Annotated in this window: 19 protein-coding genes; 10 read left to right on the top strand and 9 right to left on the bottom strand. The window is 48.7% G+C overall.

The window, feature by feature from the left end:
- Nucleotides 1-110: 110 nt before the first annotated feature.
- Together ACQ6WK_RS01245 and ACQ6WK_RS01240 are read right to left on the bottom strand one after the other, a co-directional pair.
- Nucleotides 111-1163, bottom strand: coding sequence for a diacylglycerol/lipid kinase family protein (locus tag ACQ6WK_RS01245; protein WP_432798927.1), 1053 nt, complete (start codon nt 1161-1163; stop codon nt 111-113).
- Nucleotides 1164-1301: 138 nt separating this feature from the next.
- Nucleotides 1302-1523 carry a SlyX family protein gene (locus ACQ6WK_RS01240; RefSeq protein ID WP_432798926.1) on the bottom strand — a complete coding sequence of 74 codons (222 nt, stop codon included), beginning with the start codon at nt 1521-1523 and terminating at the stop codon, nt 1302-1304.
- Between the two features lie 186 nt (nt 1524-1709).
- Between ACQ6WK_RS01240 and ACQ6WK_RS01235 the strand changes: the two genes are divergently transcribed.
- Together ACQ6WK_RS01235 and ACQ6WK_RS01230 are read left to right on the top strand one after the other, a co-directional pair.
- A complete protein-coding gene (locus ACQ6WK_RS01235; RefSeq protein WP_432798925.1) occupies nt 1710-3026 on the top strand; it encodes a GAF domain-containing SpoIIE family protein phosphatase in 1317 nt (438 codons plus the stop codon).
- Between the two features lie 79 nt (nt 3027-3105).
- Entirely contained in the window at nt 3106-3390 is a 285-nt protein-coding gene (locus tag ACQ6WK_RS01230) for a peptidylprolyl isomerase (protein ID WP_432798924.1), read from the top strand.
- A 182-nt stretch (nt 3391-3572) separates the two neighbouring features.
- On the opposite strand, the gene ACQ6WK_RS01225 is transcribed toward ACQ6WK_RS01230, so the two are convergent.
- From ACQ6WK_RS01225 to ACQ6WK_RS01215, 3 genes are all read right to left on the bottom strand, one after another.
- Entirely contained in the window at nt 3573-4403 is an 831-nt protein-coding gene (locus tag ACQ6WK_RS01225; protein WP_432798923.1) for a histidinol-phosphatase, read from the bottom strand.
- A gap of 142 nt (nt 4404-4545) precedes the next feature.
- The gene (locus ACQ6WK_RS01220; RefSeq protein ID WP_432798922.1) at nt 4546-5928 is read right to left on the bottom strand and encodes a PP2C family protein-serine/threonine phosphatase; all 1383 of its coding nucleotides are present in this window, start codon (nt 5926-5928) and stop codon (nt 4546-4548) included.
- A 43-nt stretch (nt 5929-5971) separates the two neighbouring features.
- Nucleotides 5972-6976: an NAD(P)-dependent alcohol dehydrogenase gene (locus tag ACQ6WK_RS01215; protein ID WP_432798921.1), complete on the bottom strand. Its 1005-nt coding sequence runs from the start codon at nt 6974-6976 to the stop codon at nt 5972-5974.
- Between the two features lie 338 nt (nt 6977-7314).
- On the opposite strand from ACQ6WK_RS01215, the gene msrA reads away from it, so the two are divergent.
- On the top strand, nt 7315-7779 hold the full coding sequence (gene msrA / locus ACQ6WK_RS01210) for a peptide-methionine (S)-S-oxide reductase MsrA (protein ID WP_432798920.1): 465 nt from the start codon (nt 7315-7317) through the stop codon (nt 7777-7779).
- Here msrA and ACQ6WK_RS01205 read toward each other — a convergent pair.
- Together ACQ6WK_RS01205 and ACQ6WK_RS01200 are read right to left on the bottom strand one after the other, a co-directional pair.
- On the bottom strand, nt 7776-8042 hold the full coding sequence (locus ACQ6WK_RS01205) for a YheU family protein (protein ID WP_432798919.1): 267 nt from the start codon (nt 8040-8042) through the stop codon (nt 7776-7778). The two genes, msrA and ACQ6WK_RS01205, sit on opposite strands and share 4 nt — an antisense overlap.
- 11 nt (nt 8043-8053) lie before the next feature.
- A complete protein-coding gene (locus ACQ6WK_RS01200; RefSeq protein WP_432798918.1) occupies nt 8054-9001 on the bottom strand; it encodes a hypothetical protein in 948 nt (315 codons plus the stop codon).
- Between the two features lie 318 nt (nt 9002-9319).
- On the opposite strand from ACQ6WK_RS01200, the gene ACQ6WK_RS01195 reads away from it, so the two are divergent.
- Nucleotides 9320-10081 carry a peptidoglycan recognition protein family protein gene (locus ACQ6WK_RS01195; RefSeq protein WP_432798917.1) on the top strand — a complete coding sequence of 254 codons (762 nt, stop codon included), beginning with the start codon at nt 9320-9322 and terminating at the stop codon, nt 10079-10081.
- Nucleotides 10082-10137: 56 nt separating this feature from the next.
- Here the strand turns inward: ACQ6WK_RS01195 and ACQ6WK_RS01190 are convergent, their stop codons facing one another.
- Entirely contained in the window at nt 10138-10980 is an 843-nt protein-coding gene (locus ACQ6WK_RS01190) for a hypothetical protein (RefSeq protein ID WP_432798916.1), read from the bottom strand.
- Between the two features lie 91 nt (nt 10981-11071).
- Entirely contained in the window at nt 11072-12970 is a 1899-nt protein-coding gene (gene thiC, locus ACQ6WK_RS01185; RefSeq protein ID WP_432798915.1) for a phosphomethylpyrimidine synthase ThiC, read from the bottom strand.
- Nucleotides 12971-13257: 287 nt separating this feature from the next.
- On the opposite strand from thiC, the gene ACQ6WK_RS01180 reads away from it, so the two are divergent.
- The 6 genes from ACQ6WK_RS01180 to ACQ6WK_RS01155 all read left to right on the top strand — a co-directional run bounded on the left by ACQ6WK_RS01180 (nt 13258) and on the right by ACQ6WK_RS01155 (nt 21475).
- Nucleotides 13258-14034: a regulatory protein RecX gene (locus tag ACQ6WK_RS01180; RefSeq protein WP_432798914.1), complete on the top strand. Its 777-nt coding sequence runs from the start codon at nt 13258-13260 to the stop codon at nt 14032-14034.
- 68 nt (nt 14035-14102) lie between these two features.
- Nucleotides 14103-14546 carry a PEGA domain-containing protein gene (locus ACQ6WK_RS01175; protein WP_432798913.1) on the top strand — a complete coding sequence of 148 codons (444 nt, stop codon included), beginning with the start codon at nt 14103-14105 and terminating at the stop codon, nt 14544-14546.
- A gap of 972 nt (nt 14547-15518) precedes the next feature.
- Nucleotides 15519-16892 carry a porin gene (locus ACQ6WK_RS01170; protein WP_432798912.1) on the top strand — a complete coding sequence of 458 codons (1374 nt, stop codon included), beginning with the start codon at nt 15519-15521 and terminating at the stop codon, nt 16890-16892.
- Between the two features lie 483 nt (nt 16893-17375).
- Entirely contained in the window at nt 17376-18806 is a 1431-nt protein-coding gene (locus ACQ6WK_RS01165; protein WP_432798911.1) for a porin, read from the top strand.
- A gap of 63 nt (nt 18807-18869) precedes the next feature.
- A complete protein-coding gene (locus ACQ6WK_RS01160; RefSeq protein WP_432798910.1) occupies nt 18870-19184 on the top strand; it encodes a gamma-butyrobetaine hydroxylase-like domain-containing protein in 315 nt (104 codons plus the stop codon).
- 824 nt (nt 19185-20008) lie between these two features.
- Nucleotides 20009-21475, top strand: coding sequence for a hypothetical protein (locus tag ACQ6WK_RS01155; protein ID WP_432798909.1), 1467 nt, complete (start codon nt 20009-20011; stop codon nt 21473-21475).
- The last annotated feature ends 285 nt before the right edge of the window (nt 21476-21760 follow it).

Here is a 21760-nt window from a genome sequence, read left to right as displayed (position 1 = left end):
CATTCTTGACGTCATGTCTGGCCATTCAAGCACCAAGGTTTTGCTGATAGATCCCAACTGCAAATATTGCTTTGTACGATGTTTGTGCACAACACACTAGATTATATCGGTCACAAGCCAGTCATATCCAAGACGCACATGGCCTTTTCAAGAACACGAACTTCGATGGGTGTTTGCCCACCAACATCCCCATCAACCTGAACGGGGACAGGTTTGCCTGAAGCATCGGTGGTGGCTGGCGGGTCAATCTTGTCGGGCTTCGGTTCGGGGTCTTGGGGGCGAGATTGCAATTTACGGATAACGACGTGCTTGGCACGGCCGTGGATGACGTCTTCACGTTCTAGGTGTTTACGACGCCAAATGCTAACGCCGTATTGAAGGAGGCGTAGAAGTCCTCTTTTAGTCAGAACGACCCAGTCGAGCAAGCCATCATCATCAAGAACTTCACCGCCAATTGGAAGACCCATCGCATATTGCTTGAGTGAGAAAACAAAGACGTGTGCACCACGAATGGTTTGCGGCGGCGAACCATCTTGACTGTCAACTTCGATTTCCATCTCGGGATAGTCGTATTGACGGGCGACTTTGAAAATCGGCCGTGCATAGGTCAGACGCTTGACTCGCTTTTTGGCGGCTTCACCGCCTTCTTTGCGCCAAGCATCGAGTTCGTGAACTACGGCGGCATCAAGTCCTGCACTCATCATGAGTGTAAAGAGCTTGCCGTTAACTTCACCCACATCGATTTGTCGAGATTTACCGCGAACAATGGCCTTCGCAAGACGATAGCCTTCTTGTGAGAAAGCGTATTCTTTGGCAAAGAGATTTTCATTACCCATAGGAAGCATGGCAATAGGAATTTTGGCGAGTGTGCCAGACCACGCCAGTTCGTTGACAACATCGCCGAGAGAACCATCGCCACCAGCACTGACGATACAACGACATTCATCAGCAAGGCTACGGCTACCGAGAACTTCACGGCGCTGCTCAAGATCCCAAACAACACGCACATCAAAAGCGCGTTCACCAAGCGCGGATTCGAGTTCATCCACATGTCGTCTGTTTTCACCGCTGCCGCTGAATGGATTGGCAAACACATAGACCACACGGCGCGGATCGTCAGATGCGTAAGGATCAGAATGTTTGGCGTCTGGGTGAACTTCCATGAGTAACAGGATATGCGAATCGCTGCGTGGCGTCATCGGTTTTGGAGGAACAGTGTGCAAGTAAATGGAAAAAGCTACATCGATAGATATACATGTTTCGCATGGGGTCCGAGAAGATGATGGATCGCGGAATGTGGCTTAGTAATGCGGCGGCTTTTCGTCTTTGAGTGTCGCATCGCCACCCATGACAGCGATTTTATTGCCGTGTTCGGAAAGCTGGGTATGCAGACGCTGATTCTCACGGTTTAGCCGCTGCACCTCGCCATTTAAGCCGCAAATAACTCCATCTAGATCTGCGATGGTCTGTTCCATAAATGCGATCTTCTCTTCAATCTGCATGATGCGTTTTTCGGCTTCCATACGATTATTGTAATCATGAAGGGAGGGGATGTGCAGTCATGTGTGGATGAAAAATAAAAAGATACGATTTGGTTTTCCCGTAGAACGAGGGGCTAGGCAGGTTAAAGGGTGGTGATACGGTTCTCGGCCCTTGATTCAGCATAAAAACCGTGCGAATAAAGATGCTAGCCGCTAGCATAAAAAAAGATGATTGCACCACTGATACCAAATAATGAAGCGGAACGGCTGGCCGATCTGCAAGCACTACGCATCCTAGACACGCCGGAGGAGGAGCGATACCAGCGCGTGATCCGAATGGCATCGTCCACAGCGGAGGTACCGATTGCATACATTGCAATGATCGACTCGGATCGACAATGGCTCAAGGCAAAATGTGGACTGACGTTTACGGAAACAGGGCGAGATGTTTCGTTTTGTGGACATACGATTTTGCAGGATGAGCCGCTGATTATTCCGAACACAACGCTTGATCCACGGTTTCAAAATAATCCATTGGTAAAGAGCGAACCACACTTGCGGTTTTATGCAGGATTTCCATTGAAGGGCCCAGAAGGATACAACGTGGGGACATTGTGCATTGCGGATATAAAACCACGAAACCTGAGCCCGAAACAGTTGGCGATGATGATGGAGTTAGCATCGCTGACTGAACAAGAATTACATCTCGTTGATTTGGTTGAGTCGCAACATGAATTGCTGAGTACGAAGTCGCGGTTACTTGAAGCACAAGGCAAGCTTAACAGCGAGTTACAAGATGCGTCAGAGTATGTGAAGTCATTGATCCCTGATCCCATTCGACACGGCTTGCCACTTGAAGGGCAACATTCCGATACAGAAGTATCACCGATTACTACGGATTGGGTTTATCTTGCATCAAGTGTATTGGGCGGCGACTTGTTCGGATACCATGAAGTTGAGCCGGGCAAGATTGCAATTTATCTTCTGGATGTTTGTGGGCATGGGGTATCTGCATCACTCTTGGCGGCAACGGCCTTTCATGCAATCCGTAACCAAACGCTGCCAAAAACGCTGTTCGATGATCCAACACAAGTGCTTGAATCTTTGAATCGCGCGTTTCCGATGCAACGACATCAGCATAAGTTTTTTACATTGTGGTATGGCGTTTATAACGAAGCCAATCGGTCACTTCATTATGCTGCAGCGGGACATCACCCCGCAACACTGTTCTTACCGGGATCAGAAGAACCCATGTTATTAGGGTCACCTAATTTTATGATTGGTGCGATGGACCCTGAAGCTTTTGAGGTTGAAGCGGAGCAAATGACAATCCCGGCAGGATCGATACTATATGTGTTTTCCGATGGGCTATTTGAGATCAAGGAGAAGCAAGCAGGACCGTTATTGGGACTAGAAGCTTTTAACCGGGTACTTGCTGCAGATCATCATTGCCCTTTGGATGCGATCATCCGTGAGCTTCAAGTTTACTTGGCCAATGATACCTTCCCCGACGACCTCTCGCTGCTCAAAGTAACCTTCAACTAATAATTCGCACCGGGGTGGTTTTGAACCTACAATCTGGCTTTCGACCAAACAACCAATCTATTTTTTATGGAGTTTAAATATGGCACGTGCAGTCGCCTCACACATTCTGGTTAAGACTGAAGAAGAAGCACTTGATCTGAAAAAACAGATCGAGGGCGGCACAGAATTCGCTGAACTTGCGAAAGCACATTCATCCTGCCCTTCGGGTGCCGCTGGCGGTTCATTGGGTGAATTTTCGCAAGGCGATATGGTCCCTGAATTTGACGCGGTCGTGTTTGGTGACCTACCAATCAATCAGGTTTCTGAGCCAGTGAAAACACAGTTTGGCTATCATCTACTCATCGTTGAAAAACGTGTGATGTAGCCCTCTGAAAACTTCATCCCTAAGTGACACCATTTCGTCATAAATACATTTGCCCTCGAAATTGATGTCGTAGCGAACAACAAATTGATGATCAAAAAAACGATCCGCATGATGTGGGTCGTTTTTCTTTGGCTATATTGAGATGTAGAAAATCATCTAATACATAATTAAACAAAAATATTCTATACATGAACCGTGAGGAGACTGTTGCGCGCATCACTGATGGCAACGGCGGTGCGTTGCCGTTGAATGAAGTAATTGATTTCGGTGTAGCCAACAGACTCAAGCATGTCCAAAGCTTCTTCCCATTGAGCACCAACACGATTAGGAATATGAGCATCGGATCCAATAACAACCGGAATGTCACGATTCTGCATTTCACGCAGTATTTCTGAGCCCGGATTCATTTCAGCAATTTTTTTATGAATACCAGAGGTATTAAGTTCCATGGCACAACCCGTCGCAGCAACACGGTCGAGCATCGGGATGATGTCGGTCATAGCCTGATCAATATCCCAAACGTCCGGCATAAAATTCTTAATGAGATCGGGGTGTGACACACAATCGAACAAATCGCTCTCTGCAATTTTGGCGATTAGATCAAAATATATACGACGATTCTCGACCTCATCATCAACCTTATACTTTTCAAGATAGTAATCGGTTTGTGGATGGATTGAGCCAAGGCAGTAGTCGAAATCTGCCCAAGTAACCTGTTGTAGAAGATAATCTTCGAGTTCAGGAACGTAATCGAATTCCATACCGGTCAGAATATCAAGGTGGCCGGCAAATGCTTCGCGCACTTCATGGATCATGTCCAAGTATTCCTGGAACTGCTCTTCAAACATACGAACTTGTGGAGACCAGCCCCAAGGAAGGGGGTTGTGACAAGTAACGGTGTGCCCTTTGAAACCACGTTCTTCAGCGCGCATGGCATAATCCTTCACGCTGCCCTGTGCGTGCTTGCAGAGTTCCGTGTGCGAATGGGTTTCATATAAAACACGATCATTCATCGCGTGTCCTGCTTTCATCTTGCTTATAGAACGTTTGATTGTTGACTGGCATGCCGTCTACCGCTGCGTTTTATCATACACCTCTGCCACGCGGGACACCAAAAAAGCAAGTGGCTCAAGTATTTTTAACACGACAGACGGGCTATGGATCAATCTGCATGACCAGTAATGTTTGGTCATCTGCGGGACGTTGACCAGCTTCATGCTCGCGGACTCGGGCCATGATCGTCTTCACAGCACATGCCACTTCACCACTACAATCATGCAGCGCGGCTTCGACACCCTGTGTGCCAAAGAATGCGCCATCAGGGGCACGTGTTTCGGTGATGCCGTCAGTGTACATGACTAACGTTTGCCCTTTGCGCATGCGGATGACGACTTCTTCATAGTGCTGATCTTTGAAAAGCCCTAGCGGGAGCCCCCCGGCGTGATCCAGATGTTCCACAATGATCGCCTCACCATCTTCACGCTGATTGCGGTTCACGGCATAAAGAATGAGATTTTCGCCGCCGATTTCAATACCGTCCTCAACAAAACAATAAGCGAGAGGTTCGCCAATGCTTCGGAGCATCGGAGGGGGATGCCCTGCCCTGCTGTAACGAAGTGTCATATCTTTAGGGTCATACACACAGCAAAACGCGGTAACGAAGGTGTGCTGGATCTGTTTCTGATAGAGTTGATCGTTAATAAATTTCATAACCGCAGATGTGTTTTCGAACTCGCCCGAGTAGCCGGAGATCATGCTTTCAACCATCGCCATGACAACTGCTGCGGCCGGACCATGTCCTGATACATCGCCAACAAGCATACCAAGACGACCGTCTGGAGCTTCTCGGAAAAAGTACATATCGCCGCCAGCTTTGTCGTAAGTTTCGTACCTTGCAGCAAGGCGGATGCCGGGGATATCTGGCATTTCTTTTGGTAAAAGCGCGGCTTGAATTGCCGCAATGCGCTTCATTTCATTGTCGATCTCCCGTTTCGCGTCACGGAGTTGCTGCATCATGATGACTTGCCGCACCGTGCCACCAATGAGATTTGATTTAAGCAATCGATCTTCAACATCGTCATCATCAAAAGCATCATTGTCTTGGCTTATAACAATAGCCCAGTTATTAATTCTTCCTCTATCAAAAAGTGGGATAGCAAGCATTGATTGGTAATCACTAAACCGCATCCCTAGTACCGGATCGTCTGCAAGGTCAAGATTTTTGAGATGCGAAATACCAACATGCTCAATAATTCGTCCAAGAATGCCGCCATCATGCACCGTCATACCAGAACTATCTTGCCAATCCGGCAAGGTATGAGTTGCTGCAACATCCCCAACCTGCAGTGCCCGCGTCACACGATACTGACCTTCTTCTAGGCCTCGGCAAGAGAGGGAGATATAACCAATTTTCCGATCGCTGAATTCAATCCAATCTTCAGAAAAAACAGCAATAACCTCATCGGGCGTTTGTGCCTCACTGAGCGACTTCATCATCGCTAGCACTTTATCTATTCGATGATTCGTTGTGTCGTTCATGAGTAGCTCTTCTGATCCCCGGCGATTGTGAGATTTAACTATTTTACACATTCTCAAGCACTGCGCGATAGTGAACCTTACCGGCACGCAAATCAGCAATAGCGTGATTGACATCTTCCATCGGATAACGCTTTGTCATGGCACCAATGCTGTTAGCTTGCGAGAAACTAAGCATATCACGGATCCTGTTCGGACTGCCAATAGGACTACCAACGATCCCTCGCCCGCCACCGATAAGATTGAATACTTGCACACTAACGAGCTCGGTCATCACGCCAACGATACAAACCCGACCGCGCGGCCGTAGGATTTCCATATACTGATCCCACGGTAAACTTGCTCCAGCAGTCACCAAAATAAAATCGCATGATCTTTTCACATCTCTCAACGCATGTTGGTCACGATTGGGTACAAATGTATCCGCCCCTAGTTCGCGAGCTTCACCTTCCTTGGCGGCTGACCCAGAGAATGCGGTTACATGGCAGCCAAACGCCTTAGCGAATTGAAGTGCGAAATGCCCCAATCCACCAATACCTACAACTCCAACACGATCGCCGGGCTTAATATTGTTTTCAACCAGCGGATTGTAAACGGTGATTCCGCCACACATCATGGGCGCGACTTGCTCGCCATCCATACTCTCCGGGACAGGAATAGCAAAACGCCAATGACTTCGTATACGGTCACCAAAGCCGCCTCGGTGCCCCACAATGGTATCCTGCATGTGCATACACAAGTTGTGATCTCCACTGTCACACCATTCACATGCCATACACGAACCGCACTGCCAACCAATACCCACACGTTGCCCGACTTTCAAACGATCAACATTAGAACCAATTTCCGTTATTTCGCCGACCACTTCATGTCCAGGCACGATCGGGTATTGGCCGTTGCCCCATTCGTTATCAATCATGGCGAGGTCACTATGACAAATCCCGCAAAACTGTACTGCAACCTCTACTTCATCTGCTCCGAGTTTGCCTGCTTCGTATTCATAGGCTTCTAATTCAGAACCTGATTCTCTGGCAACATACGCCTTAACCATAAAAACAACTCCTCAGGCTTATATTTCATTTCAAAAATATCTGATTGATGCTATACGTCCTTACATAAGGGATGTATCACATTAGGCACAACAAGTTCACTTGCCGACAAACGCTTTCCCCAAGCGATGAAACACGCAAACCTGTCAAAGTTGCCAGAAAGATAGTTTGTGATCGCCATTTGATACAAGGAGTATATTTATGACGCTCAATGTGCAAGTTTTTTAAGCACACGTGTGATTTCCTTAGATACAATGCCTATTATTTCTTCGCGGACAAGGTCTCAGTATTAGCATTAAATATTGGTCTTCATTGGTCATTAGAAAACGGGAGCACCAACATGTCGATCAAGACAGCAACTTTTGCTGGAGGTTGTTTTTATAACCTTCAAGCACCATTCAAGCATGTTCCAGGTATTCATCGGATTGATACGGGTTATACCGGCGGCATCACACGCAATCCTACACACCAAGAAGTTGTTTCAAGAAACACTGGACACGCAGAAGCAATTCAAATCACATTTGAAGATTCACACATTACATTCAAGGAATTGCTTCGAATCTTTTTTCTAACGCATGACCCAACAACATTGAATCGTCAAGGGCCATTGCGCGGCACGCAGTTTCGATCAGAAATTTTCTATCACGATGAAAAACAGATGCAAGAAGCAATCGCCGCACGCCTCTACATTCAAAACCGTATTAGCAGACCCGCATGCCCGATCGTCACTGATATCTCGCCAGCAACAGCTTTCTACCCCGCGATTGAATCGCATACGCACACAAGCGAACTGGCCGCGATTTAAAGATCGTCGCTACAATCTTCTTCCGCCTTGGCCATCTTTTCGGCGATAACGCATCGCTCCTGATAGGATCGTTCATCTAAAATCGTACAGCTTTCTTCTACTTCATCAAACACCAACTTAAGTCGTCCAGAATCTAACCCACGTACCACACGTTCATACATCACGTCCATCTCACCAAGCTCCGTGCCATCGCGCGTAACAAATTCTTCAATCACACCTCGCAAAGCTTCGGCACTTAAACTACTGGTCGGTATTTCGATCATGATCATGTCCTTTACGACGCAGGCTGTGTCTTAGCTGACTCTGGCGACCTGCTCTGTTTAACCGTCAGTAGCACGTCAGCATAAAGCTGACTTTGAAGAAGAGCTACGCCGCATCTTAAGCCATGCAAACATCGTATTACGATTCCCTGCATACCAAAACGTGCAAGTCGTGAGTGCATCCTTGCAAGTTGACGATAGCGAGGCAAAATCTCGCCGGTTTCATTTACTCGCCAAGTACAATCTTCGAGATCACGATGTACACCATCTTGCAGGGCGCGGTTTTTGTCAGTCTCAGGATTATCCCATGCTTTGCCGCGATACTGTTTGATGTGGCCATAGTCGTGATTTTGATGCCCAACAGTGAGGTGGTTCGTCAGACAAACCATGGGAATACCAAGCTTCCAAGTACGATCGCACATCCAGTTATCCCAGCCGGGACGGCCAACAACAAAATCTGGAATTTTTAGCAATGATGATTCTTGCGGAAAGATGAAGTAGTCGATGCCGGTTTTGGGATGGAGCTGCCCTTGATCAGCGATGATTTGCCATAATTTGGCAACAGCATGTTCATCATCAAAATCAACTTCCCATTCAATATCCACATCCGTCCGCCGACCAACACAGAGAAAATCGTCACCTAGCTTGGACACATCCAAGTTGAATGATTGTGTGATGAGAATATCACCGTTGATATAGCCAAGGTAAGGTGTGGTTGCTTTTGCAGAAGCAAGCTGAAAGGCAGATGACAAAATCGGCGTGCCCAAATCACTCATGGCCACGTCAGGAATGTAAGTTGCACCAACTTCTTCCGCCATTTCTGCAATGCCTTCGTCCGTTCCCAGCAAAATCACCGGATGCCCTGCATGAACCCAACTGCGCACCGCGTTCCGCTGAATCACACCGCTGTGTCCTGTGAACGCCTTCGGCAGTGAAAACAATGTCACCTGGTCATTTCGCATTAAAACCTATCCCTCATCTTCTTCGGTCTTGCTCAACAACCCGCTAAACCAATATGAATCAATCGTTAACACAACATATACTTCAGAATGTGACTGTGTCTTTGCTGCACATCAAATACAGATTGGCCAAGATATCCGCAAAAATACGATATACATACTTTCGGCAGAACCGATTATAATCACTTGCAGAATCTTCCTCCCCCCTCACGCAATCAGGCAGTTAGCAACGTGACAGAAAAAAAACTTAGCCGCAGACAGTTTATCAGATCAGGGGCCTCATGCCTGTACGGAATCTCATTTCTGTTAACCGGTTGCGAGATGTATGAGCCGGTACCGGGAAGCAAACATCAATACACTTCAGTGCCACAAGGTGCTGATGTCAGTGATCAAATGATCCCACCAAATACAGCACATGCACCAGAAGAATCGATCTCTGGTAAGTGGGGATGGACTCCGGAGAAAAGCAAGTGGCGGCAGCAACAACTTGCGAAACAACGGGCGAAGGCGGGTGGTTCGAGTTATGGCACAAGCGTGAGTAGCAGTGCAACTTCACGCGGAGCGAAGACATATTACGTTGGCCATGTGAAAGTGATTGGGCGAAAGAGTTGGGCGCGTAAGGGACCAAATTTGGCTCGAGCGAACAAGATGGGACGGATCAATAAGATTACGGTGCATCATGATGGGATTCTGATGCCGAAGTGTTCGTATAGTATTGCGGCCAAGCGGATGGAATCGATCCGCGGCGGACATGCGAGCAGTTGGGCAGACATTGGGTATCACTACTGCATTGATCGCGATGGTCGCGTTTGGGAAGGCCGGCCGATTGATCTGCAAGGCGCCCATGTGAAGAAGCATAACCCGAACAATGTTGGCGTGATGGTGATGGGGCATTTCAATAAGCAGTCGCCATCGAAGCAACAGTTAAGGGCGCTGCCGCAGTTATTGAAAGCGTTGCAGGGGAAATATCGGATTAGCAAGAAGGGCGTGTTCACACATCAAGAGCTGATGCCGACAGCTTGCCCGGGGAAATATCTGCAGCGGTATATGGTGGGTATCCGGAAGAATGGGATGATCGTTTAAGAAGTGCGAGAACTGGAAACACATGCGAGACACAAGAAGAATCGTGCGTTGGCATCTCAATTATCTTTAAATTCTGGGGTCCAACCGGCGTAGGGTTTCAATGTAATGCCGCGTATGTCTTCTTGACTCACGATCATCACTTCACCTGTGAGAAAACCATTTTTATAATTGCCGAGGACGATGTTGTTGCCGTAAGACCGGAGAAGGAGATATTCCTTTGCGTTGTATTCAAGCTCAGAATAAAACCAACCACGTTTTGCTTCGAGCCGCCCTAAGGAAGCGGAAAGAAGCATAAGAAACACCAACCAACCTGCTGTAATATAAAACTTCCCTCCAGCCGCGTTGTTTACTGGCCCGAGTATATTTTCAAAAACTCGATCGTATTCCGTACGCACATTGCTCTTTTCAAATCCTCGAACAAAAACATCCACACTCACCATTATAACAATTGCAGCTAATATCAATCCCGTAAGATGCCATTCCAATAAAAACGCGTACCCCAAAATAAATAAACTGAATACAACTGTTGTTATAAACGTAACAACACGCTCTTTCTTTTCTTCATCTTTAATCCTAATTATCTTCAACCATGACGATAGCGTCGCCAGAACATTAGCGCCAAACAGAATCACAAGCATAGAAACTATCCCAACCAACAAAACTCTTGAGTAACTCAGTTCAATAAGCTGTACTGGTATACCCATCGACCACACATAGCAAAATTCGTAACAGTACGAAGTCAGATAGATACATGTCGGCACAACAACAAGGGCAGCAAGCTCATAAAAACCGATACTGAACCCCAGACGCCCTGCTGACTGAGATCCTTTTTTCCCTTCGTCAATCACTCGATCTACATGCTCACTTTTAACTTGATCTTGCTCTAGTGCTTCTGTCATCAGAACCCCTTCAATTCAATTTGTGCATAGAAAAACCCGGTTGCATGCCGGGCTTGTTGTAGCAGATAAAAGTATTATTGAATAGTTGCGACTATTCACTTTTGCCGAGGCCGAGGGCTGGACGGACGTCGACTTGGACGAGTTCGTCTGCGCCTTGCATCTTCTTGGCTTCGTCGTCATCGACATAATCCGAATGGCAGGAGGCTTTGCCGGATTCGTCTTGTGCGGCGACTTTGCCTTTGGTTTTATTGGCTAGTTTGTGGATCTCTTCGGGTGAGAGGTAGCCGCGTTGTTCGAGGATTTGTTTCTGATCGTCGGAGAGTGCTGCGGAGATTTTTGGTTTACCACGATCATAACCGTCGGCTTTGCCGGAGGCCCATTCCATGATCTCTTTACTGATGCGGACGGAACACCAATCATGCCCACACATCGCACAGAAGTCGGTGTCGACATCCATATCCTCATCATGATACGCACGGGCGGTATCAGGATCGAATGAGAGTTCAAAATGTTTCTCCCAGTTCAGTGCTGCGCGTGCGCGGGTGAGGTCATCATCACGATCACGTGCGCCGGGGAAACCGAGTGCGATGTCGGCGGCGTGGGCGGCGATCTTGTAAGCAATACAACCTTGCTTCACATCGTCTTTCTTAGGTAAGCCAACGTGTTCTTTAGGTGTCACGTAGCAGAGCATGGAAGCGCCGTGGTATGCGGCGGAAGTTGCGCCGATGCAAGAAGTGATGTGGTCGTAGCCGGGGAAGATGTCGGTGACGAGTGGTCCGAGGACATAAAAGGGTGCGCCGTGGCAGAGGTTGCGTTCGAGTTTCATGTTGTATTCGATTTGATCGAAGGGGACATGGCCAGGGCCTTCGATCATGACTTGGATGCCTTTGCGCCAGGCACGTTCGGTGAGCTTGCCGAGCTCGCAAAGTTCTGCGAGTTGGATGGCGTCGGTTGCATCTGCGAGGCCGCCGGGGCGGCAGCCGTCACCGATGGAGAAGGTGACGTCGTAGTCGTGCATGACGTCGCAGATTTTTTCCCATGCGGTGTTCATGAGGTTTTCTTTGTTGTGTGTGAGCATCCATTTGGCGAGGAGTGAGCCGCCACGTGAGACGAGGCCGATGAGACGGTTCTTTGCGAATTTTAAGTGTTTTTGAGTGATGCCTGCGTGGATGGTGAAGTAGTCAACGCCCTGCTCTGCTTGATGCTTGATTGAGTCGAGGACGATTTCTTCGGTGAGGTCTTCGATCTTGATGCCGAGGATCATGGCGTAGATGGGGACGGTGCCGATGGGGAGTGTTGAGTTTTGAATGATGGCTTCACGGCAAGCATCGATGTCGCCGCCCGTGGAGAGGTCCATGACGGTGTCGGCGCCCCAGCGTTTGGCCCATTCGAGTTTTTCGAGTTCTTCGTCTGTTCCGGAGGAGATAGGGGAGGCGCCCATGTTGGCGTTAATTTTGGTTTTGGTGGCGCGGCCGATGGCCATGGGGTCGAGCTTGTAGCCGAGGTGCTTACGGTTGGCGGGAATGACAAGACGACCTGCAGCGATTTCATCACGCACTTGTTCGGCGGTGAGATGTTCTTCACGTTCAGCAACACGTTGCATTTCAGGTGTGATATTGCCAACGCGCGCGTGTTCTAACTGTGTGATCGGCGCGAAGCCTTCGGGGGTTTGCCATGCGCCGGCATGTTCATAGTTTTCCGTATCGGTGCAGGTCCAATCTTCAGGCATGAAGTCCCAAGCTGTTTTGGTTGGCAGCGGGGGCATGCCGGGGGTGTCGGGAGAGGAGAATGTTGCAGCGCCAGCGCGGCCGGGCTTGATGATGGGCGCGTTGGCGAAGGAGCCGGGCGTAGTGATGTTCTCAGAAGAACCGGGGTTCTGGCCAAGCTCGGGGAGATCAAGGCCGAGTGATTGAATATCGTTGACCGCTTGCGCGTTATGTGCGGCGATTTCGTTTAATGTTGCTTGATCGGGTTTGTTATTTTGAATCATCGATGCTTCCTTTCGAAGTTGCTTGCGCGCGGGAGCCTGATGATTCACCGAGGTGGGTGAAGTCGCTTCCCTACGCAGCTTGGCTGGCGCGTCGCCAGCGGCTGATCAGGTTCGAAGGGTTTAAGCATTATTGCTTTTAGTCTCAGCCCTCAACATCCGGCAAGAAGTAATTAAACTTCCGGGGGTGGGGCTCCCCTAGCGATCCAAAGAAAGAGGATAGGCGAGCGCGGCGGGAATAACAAGCGGAATCGCGCAAAGCTGCAATGGACATCGGTTAGAATGGTTTTATGGATGATTCCACAAAATCCGAAGTTCAATCGCAGATGAATGATGTCTGGGGGAAGATCAGCGCGATCACTGCGACGAAACGGGATGCAGGTCGGGCAATGGTAAAGGTGGGGGGAAAGGTAGTGGTGACACTGAGTTTACGGCTGATAAGCGAGCTTGATTTGAAGGTTGGCCGGGAATGGACGCCGGAGCTTGCGGTGGAGGTCGAAGCAGCAGGCGAGTTTGATAAGGCGTACCGAAGTGTCATGCGGTCGCTTGAAAGAAGGATGATGACCGAGCGGCAAGTGCGAGACAAAGCTCGAGAAAAAGGATTCAGTGCTGGAGCGGGGGAATTGGTGGTATCGCGGCTGATTGATCTTGGGTATCTGGATGATGCGGCGTATGGACGGGCTATGGCGCGGAGCTTGGTAAATCAGAAGTCCGCGGGCCCCGCGCTGGTGCGGCAGAAACTTTTCCAGAAAGGCTTAAAGGGTTCGATGATCGAACAAGTCGTACGAGAGGTTTTTGAGGGGGAAGACATGGCTCGTGATGAGCGTGTTGATATGCCGGGCGGGAATGACCTTTCTTCCGAAGGCGGAGGTGTGGATCAGGTGGAAATGGCAGGGAGATTAGTTGAAAAGAAATTGCGGAGCATGGGGCGACTTGAACCTTTGGTGAGGCGGCGGCGGCTGTACGGCATGCTGGGGAGGAAGGGATATGGGCCGGACGTGATTCGTCAAGTGTTGGAGATTTATAAGGATGAGATCAACGCGCAAGACGGGATAGATGCGGATTGAATCACGAGAGCTGCGGATCCGGCAGGAGGCGGTTTCGGAGGATGTCCTGCGGGGTTAGAATATTGGGCATGAAAAAGCATGTACGAAAAACGGTCGCGGGGCTGATGGTGTTTGGCTTGCTTCTGGGGGTTGGCGGATGCGTGAAGCGAAAGATCAATATCTCTAGTGCACCTGAGGGTGCGCTGGTGTATTTGAACGATCAGGAGGTGGGTCGCACACCTTTAGATGTGGGATTTACGTTTTATGGGACGTACGATGTGCGGATTGAGAAACAAGGTTATCAGCCGTTGTGGACAACTGCAAAAACAGATGCACCTTGGTGGGAATTTCCGGGGCCGGACTTTTTTGCAGAAATCATGCCGGGCACGAAGGAAGTCAATATTGATTGGCACTTTGAGTTGACCAAGACGACGGAAGAGCATGAAAACCCGGACACACTCTTAGAACATGCAGAGCAAATGCGTGATCAAACCAACAACCCAACAACAAAAGACAAGGGTGAGCAGCCGTAAAGAAAACAATCTCAAGCGCGTGTCAATACCATGTAATGAATAGACTTATGCACAAGCCTTGCCTATCTGGCAGGGCTTTTTTGTATGTATTCCGTTAATTTTACGTGAACATCGTTCACGGCGATGGGGGGATCAACCAGAACATTGTATAGCGACCTCAGGAGGACACGCCGCTGATGGTCCATACGCAAGGCTCGCTCACACCTCATTAACATTTGGGAAATCGCTGGTTATATCCAGCGTTGGTAGCCATCGGGTTGAGCGATTGCGAGCAACCCGCTAACTTATTGCATCTAGTTTAACTAAGGTGATAACCTGTTATAACTATACAAATGTGCCTAAAAAATTATACTTAGTGTGATTACCTATCCGATCCAGTTAATCGGGTATATGTAGGCCCCGCTGACCATGATGGCTGGCGTTTTGACAATCAGCTTTATTTTTTCGAGGTGATGGTCGTTTTGTTGTAAACCCGCCTGTGTGCGCCACGACCTGCGCATCAATCTTTACAACAACAAGCAGATCTCACCTGGGCGAGGACAGATCGCCTTCCTATTGCACTAGAGGATGTAAGCAATACGAAGCGCAATTTGATCCTGCGATCAGGGTGTACGAACGCTACGGCGTACGTGAAAGATGTGGCAAATGCTTTTGCCACATGCATGTCGTTCAACCTGTTTGCATCGCTGAACAGAGCATTGCTGTTTATGCGGAGTATGACAAGCAGCAATCAACTAATAGTGTTGTCACATGATCCATGCAAGGTGCGTGGAACATGAGATTTAAAACTTGTTCACAACTTGGTAACGGACAGTGATCCGCTTGGTTCTTCCCACAGGCTAAGCAGTAAGCATCACTGAAAAAATGAACCGGACGCTACCAAAATATTTCTAACCTTCGTGGCTGATCAGAGGGCTGTGGGGCGCAGAGGCGCGACCCAAACTGATGGCTGCAACTCAAGGAGACGTTTCAATGCTTTCTAAGAAGACTACGGCACTGATCGCTGGTGCGATGGCTGTCGGCATGACCGGTCAGGTCATGGCAGAAGACGCGGGCTTGCGTTCAGAGCTGGCTGCTGTGAAGGCACGGCTTGCTGCAATGGAACAGGCCAACAGTTCAGAGTGGCTTAACGAACGCCGCGCTGAAGAAGTTAAAGGCCTTATCCGTGACGTGCTGTCAGACGCTGACACACGCGCAACCCTATTGCAGGACGGCGTTCTTGCTGGTAACGAAAATGGCAAGTTCTTCCTGAAGAGTGCTGATGGCAACTTCAAGATGAACATCGGCGCTCAGCTGCAAGTGCGCTACATTGCTCAGTTCCAGAACGACCGCCAGACCGGCGTTTCTGGCCGCGAAGACAAGACCATTCACGCATTCAATGTGCGTCGTGCGAAGCTGAAGTTCAGCGGTACCGCTTTTGATCCTGCCGTGAGCTATAAGTTTGTGCTTTCCACCAGCCGTTCAACCGGTAACGTCATGATGGAAGACGCAGTCGTCGGCTGGAAAATGAACGACCAGTGGAAGTTCGAAGCTGGTGTTCAGAAGGTTCCTTTCCTACGCGAAGAACTCGTTAGCAGCTCACGTCTACTCGCAGTTGACCGTGCAAGCGTCACTGAATTCTTCACCCTCGATCGTGCAACCGGTTTGTTCGCAACTTGGACGCCAAACGATGACGTGAAAGTTCGCATCGCTGCAACCAATGACACCATCACCGACGCTGGCGATGGCTACACACCACTAGGTGCTATGGGCGGCGATATTTCCCTGACCGCTCGTGCTGACGTGAAGCTCGCTGGCGACTGGAAGCAATCCAAGGACTACGTTGCATGGCAGGGTGGCGACCAGGCACTCTTCGCTGGTGCAGCAGTTAACTGGCAGCGCGGCGACCGCGGCCAAGGCGTTGACACTGATTATGTCAGCTGGACCATTGACGGTTTGTTCAAGTGCAGCACCGGCTGGACTGCCTCAGCAGCTCTCTCTGGTGCACACAGCCATGACGATGCTGGTTCAGGCGGCGACTGGAATGCTTACGGCGTTCTCACACAGCTCGCTTACAACATCAATGACAAGTGGCAGCCATATGTCCGCTACGAAATGCTTAACGTGGACAGCAAGGGTGCTGACCAAGTCCAAGGCATCACCGTTGGTACCAACTACTTCATCAAGAAGCATAACCTGAAGTTCACCACCGACCTTGTCTGGATGTTTGACGGTATGGCTCAGTCAGCCAACGTTTGGGGTGCAAACCCATTCAGCAGTGGTCTTGGCCTCAACGGCAGCGGTGCTGACAAGTTCGACGAAGACAGCCTGATTGCTGCACGTGCTCAGGTTCAGTTGGCCTTCTAATTACACTGTCCGTAACGTCCGGACGCTCTTTCAAACAAATTCGGATGAATCGAGCGTACACACGAAGAACGACCCAAAGCCAACCTTGGGTCGTTCTTTTTTTTATGCGCCTATCGACCTCAAAAAACGCTTTTCGAGCTCCCTATAGAATCACTCTGTATATTCAGCCAAACCATACGGTATCTAAAGTTACACGCCCTTTGAATAGTCTGGATAACAACAACACACACTACTTTTTTATTGGCCTAACAGCTTCCTACTTCACATAAAACCGAAAAATCAAAGCCATTATCAGGCGGCCCCCTATAGGCCTTTTCATTATGGGCAATTCTGCATATCGGCGGTTTACAAGGACGATATTTCCCGTAGCGGTTTGTGATATCTGATCCAAGGCAAACATGGATCATCTCGGGAGCATGGTTGGACATGGGCACAGACAAAGAGCAACCCTACCGGACTAAGATCCGGGGTTTCTTTACATCCATGACTCGATCGCATCTATTCGTGTCTCTGCTGTCTATATTGCTACTAGCCTTTCTTCCTATTCCCGCAGTTTCCGCTGAAACAAAAATCGCGACCAACACTCGCATCAATGAGCTTGAAGCCAAGGTTCGCATGCTTGAAGGACGTTTACAAGATGTTGACGCACGATATCAAGAGGATTGGCTGAATGAGCGACGATCAGAAGAAATCAAAACCCTTATCGATGAAGTTTTAATCGATGCTAACAAACGCACCAGTTTTATGCAGGAAGGATTGTGGCCAGGTAATTTTGATGGCAAGTTCTTCTTAGCTAGCGGTGATGGGAAATTCCGGATCAATATCAACGGCCTCACGCAAGTTCAATACATTGCGAACCAACAGAACGGCCGACTTGCCAGTACTGGCGGCAATACACAACACGGTTTCGAGATTCGTCGTGCACGATTCTATGTGCATGGACACTTCATTGATCCTGCGATTGGCTATCGCCTTCAATTCGAAACATCACCTCTTCGACAGGGCGATGTCTTTACGCAGGAAGCTTATGGCAGCTACATGTTCAACGATCAATGGAAGATCATGGTCGGCCTAATGAAGCTACCGTTCTTGCGAGAACAGCTCTCACCAGCAAGTGGGCTGTTGGCGGTTGACCGTGCGGTGGTAACGAACCTGTTCGATCTCGGCCGTGAAGTGCAGGTACAGATCCAGCATTTCAATAAAGACTTCCGGGCATATGCCGCGATTAGTACGGGCACACGTATAGATACCGGCGGCATCCCGCCGCGTGGCTACTACCCTATTGGCACCGATTCAACCAATCTGACACTGACCGCAAGAATTGATTGGAAGCCATATGGTGATTGGGAGCTGCAATATCAGAACGTCGCCTTAGCGGGGGAAGCGAATACCTTAATGATCGGTGCCGCAATCAACTATCAGCTTGGCAATAGCAGTGTTTCCGATATTCTGCCTAATTTCCCGGGCAATGCTAATTACCTTTCCTTCACTGTGGATGGCGCGCTTGACCAAGATAACTGGCATATTGATGCAGCCTTTACAGGTGCGTTTCTTCGTAATGTTAATGGCGAATTAGAGTCACGCAATATGTTCGGCGCATTAGTTGAGGGTGGCTACCTATTCAAGAAAAAATACCAACCTTTTATGCGCTATTCATGGTTGGATGCGGATATTCCGGGAAGCGATCCAATCTCTGCTCTCACATTCGGAGCGAACATATATTATCACGATCAGAATTTAAAATGGTCAACCGACTTAGTCTGGTTCTTTGAAGGTGATGTGTTCAATGCGTTGCAAATCAGTCCATTTGGGCAGCCGATTTTTAACCGTATCTTCGGCTTTGGCGGTGCAACCGGTAGCTTCAGTGACAATAATTTTATAGCGATTCGAACGCAGTTCCAAATCTTATTCTAAATCCACCTTTTGCCTGACCTTGCTGTCAATGCTGAAAATTGACGTGCATGCTAGAATATAGGTATGCATCACCGCCCAAAACATTTAGATGTCAAACGAGACTCTGCGCTGACGATCGAATGGGAAGATGGAAGTCGATCTACTTACACGATTGCATACCTCCGAAAGTGCTCACCCAGTGCAGATGCGAAGAAGCTGCGTGAAGAAATGCAGAACAACCCACTGACAATCTTGCCAGATGGCATGACCGACCAGTCCTTGTCGATTGAGAATATCGAATTGATTGGCAACTATGCCGTCCGTATTTCCTTTTCCGATGGACATCACACCGGTATTTATTCTTGGAACTACTTGCGAGAGATCGATCCTGCAAACTAGATCGAGTTCACGATTGGACTAATGACACCCGTTTATTATAAGTCTTTGCTTGTCGACTAGGTGTATTGCTTAGTGTTGTTTTGTATTAAACATCGTAACTCCCCTAGCGTGCCGGCTTCATCAGGTCATGCTATGTTGTTCGAGTTCTCGTGAGTGGCATAAGCCTTGAATCATGGTTTATGCTGTAGATGGACGTGCGCTTTATCCAGAAATGGTAAGTACGCGCCATGCTTTTTAAACAGGGGCATTCCATTTGCATTTAAAAGTGAAGATGCAGGGAGAAAGGCCGTCGCTTTATATTTTGCGCATCGGCTTTATTGCTTTGGTAATGGCTTGCGTAATTAAGTAAGCATATGTATTTTCTTTTATTTTTATCGTTTTGTTATTAATAACATCTTTATGGCCGTATAAGTTTGATGTCAGTAAAAATCTAATGCCAGCCAAGCAAACCTCGCCGCATACGGCATATTGCTTAGATTGATTACTTAGGTGTTTTTACCCCGTACCAATATGTATGTGTTTTATCAGTACATATGTAAGTCATTTGTTAGAAAAATTTTTATAGCGAATCACAGGTCGGGTCGATAGATGGCAACAAGTGCCGAGACTGGGTCGGCTCATGGCAATACTAGTTGCCGTGCAGACAGATGATGCTGATTGCTTATCGGGAGTGTGTACCCGGTATGTAATAAAGGAGACGTTTGGGAAAGACGAATTGAAAAACGTGAGTCGTGCGTACGACTCGATTCATCCGTTTCTTAATGTTCAGGTTGGCAGCTAGGGCATTGGGAAAAATTCATTGTGTTAGAGCAAGGAGACGCTACATGTTTGGCAAGCGACCCACGACATTGTTCGCTGGGGCTCTGATGTTGGGGCTGACCGGGACAGCGTTTGCGGATGCTGCATCGGACGCCGAGGCTCTGCGTGCAGAGGTTCAGCAGCTGCGATCTGAGGTGGCCACGTTACGGCAATCATCAGACAGCAACTGGTTGAACGAACGCCGCGCAGAAGAAATCAAAGGGTTAATCCGTGATGTTTTGTCGGATGCGGAAACGCGTGCGACATTGTTACAGGACGGGATGATGGCTGGCAATCAAGACGGCCGCTTCTTCCTGAAGAGTGCTGACGGAAACTACCTTTTGAACATCAGCGCTTTTGCGCAGATCCGCTACGCAGCAGATTTCCAAGCCGGCCGTCCTGCCGGTACCGGTGGTAACGACCAGAACCAGTTCCAGCTTCGCCGTGCGAAGATTCGCTTCGACGGCCACGTTGTTGACCCAGCTTGGGGATACTTCTTCCAGCTGGCAACCAATCAGCCACGTGACGAACAATCCACCAACCAAGGTGCGGTTGGCCTGAGCAACGGCTACGTATTCATGGAAGAAGTCGGCATGACCTACCAAGTCAATGATCAGATGAAGATCACGGCTGGTGTGGCAAAGATACCTTTCCTTCGTGAATTCCTTCTGTACGAAACCGATCTTCTGGCGGTTGACCGTTCATCTGCGACCGAATTCTTCAACATCGGTCGAAGTGCGCTAGTCCAGCTAGATTATGAAGCAAACGATTGGCTGCACGCCGCGGTTGCATTCAGTAACGGTTCGCGTACACAATTCAATCCGATTACAACCAATCCGAACAATAGCTATCAAACTGGCTATGCAAACTTTGGCAGTAACTTGAATACCTTCTCCGTCACACTCCGCGCTGATGCGAAGATTGCTGGCGATTGGGATCAAGAAAAAGACTTCGTCGCATGGCGAGGTGATGACATGGCTGCCTTCGTCGGTGCTGCAATCAATTGGGAAGAAGGCGATCAGTCCGTGAACGGCGCTGTCGGCGGCAACGTTGACTACTTCTCATACACGGTTGACGGTTTGTACAAACAGAACGGTCTTTCCTTGATGGGATCCTTCATGGGTGCACTTTACCGTGACACCGATGGTGGTTTCGTCAACCGCGATCAGTATGGTGCTACTGCATACGCTGCCTACATGGTGACGGATCAGTTCCAACCATTCATCCGTGGTTCATGGATCAATGATGGCCAAGCTGGTACCGAAGATATCATCGGTGCAACCTTTGGTGCAAACTATTACTTCCACAAACAGAACGCGCGCCTCACGTTTGACGTTCAGTGGTTCTTCCAAGGCGATGCTCCAAATGCAGCGGCATATGCATTCGCACGGAACCCGTTCGGGCCTCAACTTAGCTTGAACAACCCACTGAATGACCGTATCAGTGACGAAAATATCGTTGCTGTTCGGGCACAGTTCCAGGTTGCGTTCTAAGAGATCCTAAATTTTGTACCTGCAATTGCAGGCATAGGACAGAAATGGGTGATCCGGTTGCCAACCACCGGGTCGCCCCTTTTTTATGCGCATTGCTGATTGGCATGCTTTTCCACTGCAACACTCATGCTACCATCAATCATCGCCCTGCTCATACATCTCATATCTGTGACTCAGAATGCATATATTGGTAACTCTCGGTACAGAAACGGCCATTGTTAGCTCCATCCACACAGAATTTCGGAATTAACCTGCATTTCTCACAATCATCTAACAATACGCCTA

This window comes from Poriferisphaera sp. WC338 (assembly GCF_050931845.1).
In the GTDB taxonomy this organism is placed as follows: domain Bacteria; phylum Planctomycetota; class Phycisphaerae; order Phycisphaerales; family Phycisphaeraceae; genus Poriferisphaera.
This window is presented reverse-complemented; position numbering and strand designations above follow the sequence as displayed.

Bases quoted from the DNA above. Each gene is read 5' to 3' on its own strand.
- ACQ6WK_RS01245 (WP_432798927.1), bottom strand. From the start codon at position 1,163: ATGGAAGTTCACCCAGACGCCAAACATTCTGATCCTTACGCATCTGAC.
- ACQ6WK_RS01240 (WP_432798926.1), bottom strand. From the start codon at position 1,523: ATGGAAGCCGAAAAACGCATCATGCAGATTGAAGAGAAGATCGCATTT.
- ACQ6WK_RS01235 (WP_432798925.1), top strand. From the start codon at position 1,710: ATGATTGCACCACTGATACCAAATAATGAAGCGGAACGGCTGGCCGAT.
- ACQ6WK_RS01230 (WP_432798924.1), top strand. From the start codon at position 3,106: ATGGCACGTGCAGTCGCCTCACACATTCTGGTTAAGACTGAAGAAGAA.
- ACQ6WK_RS01225 (WP_432798923.1), bottom strand. From the start codon at position 4,403: ATGAATGATCGTGTTTTATATGAAACCCATTCGCACACGGAACTCTGC.
- ACQ6WK_RS01220 (WP_432798922.1), bottom strand. From the start codon at position 5,928: ATGAACGACACAACGAATCATCGAATAGATAAAGTGCTAGCGATGATG.
- ACQ6WK_RS01215 (WP_432798921.1), bottom strand. From the start codon at position 6,976: ATGGTTAAGGCGTATGTTGCCAGAGAATCAGGTTCTGAATTAGAAGCC.
- msrA (WP_432798920.1), top strand. From the start codon at position 7,315: ATGTCGATCAAGACAGCAACTTTTGCTGGAGGTTGTTTTTATAACCTT.
- ACQ6WK_RS01205 (WP_432798919.1), bottom strand. From the start codon at position 8,042: ATGATCGAAATACCGACCAGTAGTTTAAGTGCCGAAGCTTTGCGAGGT.
- ACQ6WK_RS01200 (WP_432798918.1), bottom strand. From the start codon at position 9,001: ATGCGAAATGACCAGGTGACATTGTTTTCACTGCCGAAGGCGTTCACA.
- ACQ6WK_RS01195 (WP_432798917.1), top strand. From the start codon at position 9,320: ATGTATGAGCCGGTACCGGGAAGCAAACATCAATACACTTCAGTGCCA.
- ACQ6WK_RS01190 (WP_432798916.1), bottom strand. From the start codon at position 10,980: ATGACAGAAGCACTAGAGCAAGATCAAGTTAAAAGTGAGCATGTAGAT.
- thiC (WP_432798915.1), bottom strand. From the start codon at position 12,970: ATGATTCAAAATAACAAACCCGATCAAGCAACATTAAACGAAATCGCC.
- ACQ6WK_RS01180 (WP_432798914.1), top strand. From the start codon at position 13,258: ATGGATGATTCCACAAAATCCGAAGTTCAATCGCAGATGAATGATGTC.
- ACQ6WK_RS01175 (WP_432798913.1), top strand. From the start codon at position 14,103: ATGAAAAAGCATGTACGAAAAACGGTCGCGGGGCTGATGGTGTTTGGC.
- ACQ6WK_RS01170 (WP_432798912.1), top strand. From the start codon at position 15,519: ATGCTTTCTAAGAAGACTACGGCACTGATCGCTGGTGCGATGGCTGTC.
- ACQ6WK_RS01165 (WP_432798911.1), top strand. From the start codon at position 17,376: ATGACTCGATCGCATCTATTCGTGTCTCTGCTGTCTATATTGCTACTA.
- ACQ6WK_RS01160 (WP_432798910.1), top strand. From the start codon at position 18,870: ATGCATCACCGCCCAAAACATTTAGATGTCAAACGAGACTCTGCGCTG.
- ACQ6WK_RS01155 (WP_432798909.1), top strand. From the start codon at position 20,009: ATGTTTGGCAAGCGACCCACGACATTGTTCGCTGGGGCTCTGATGTTG.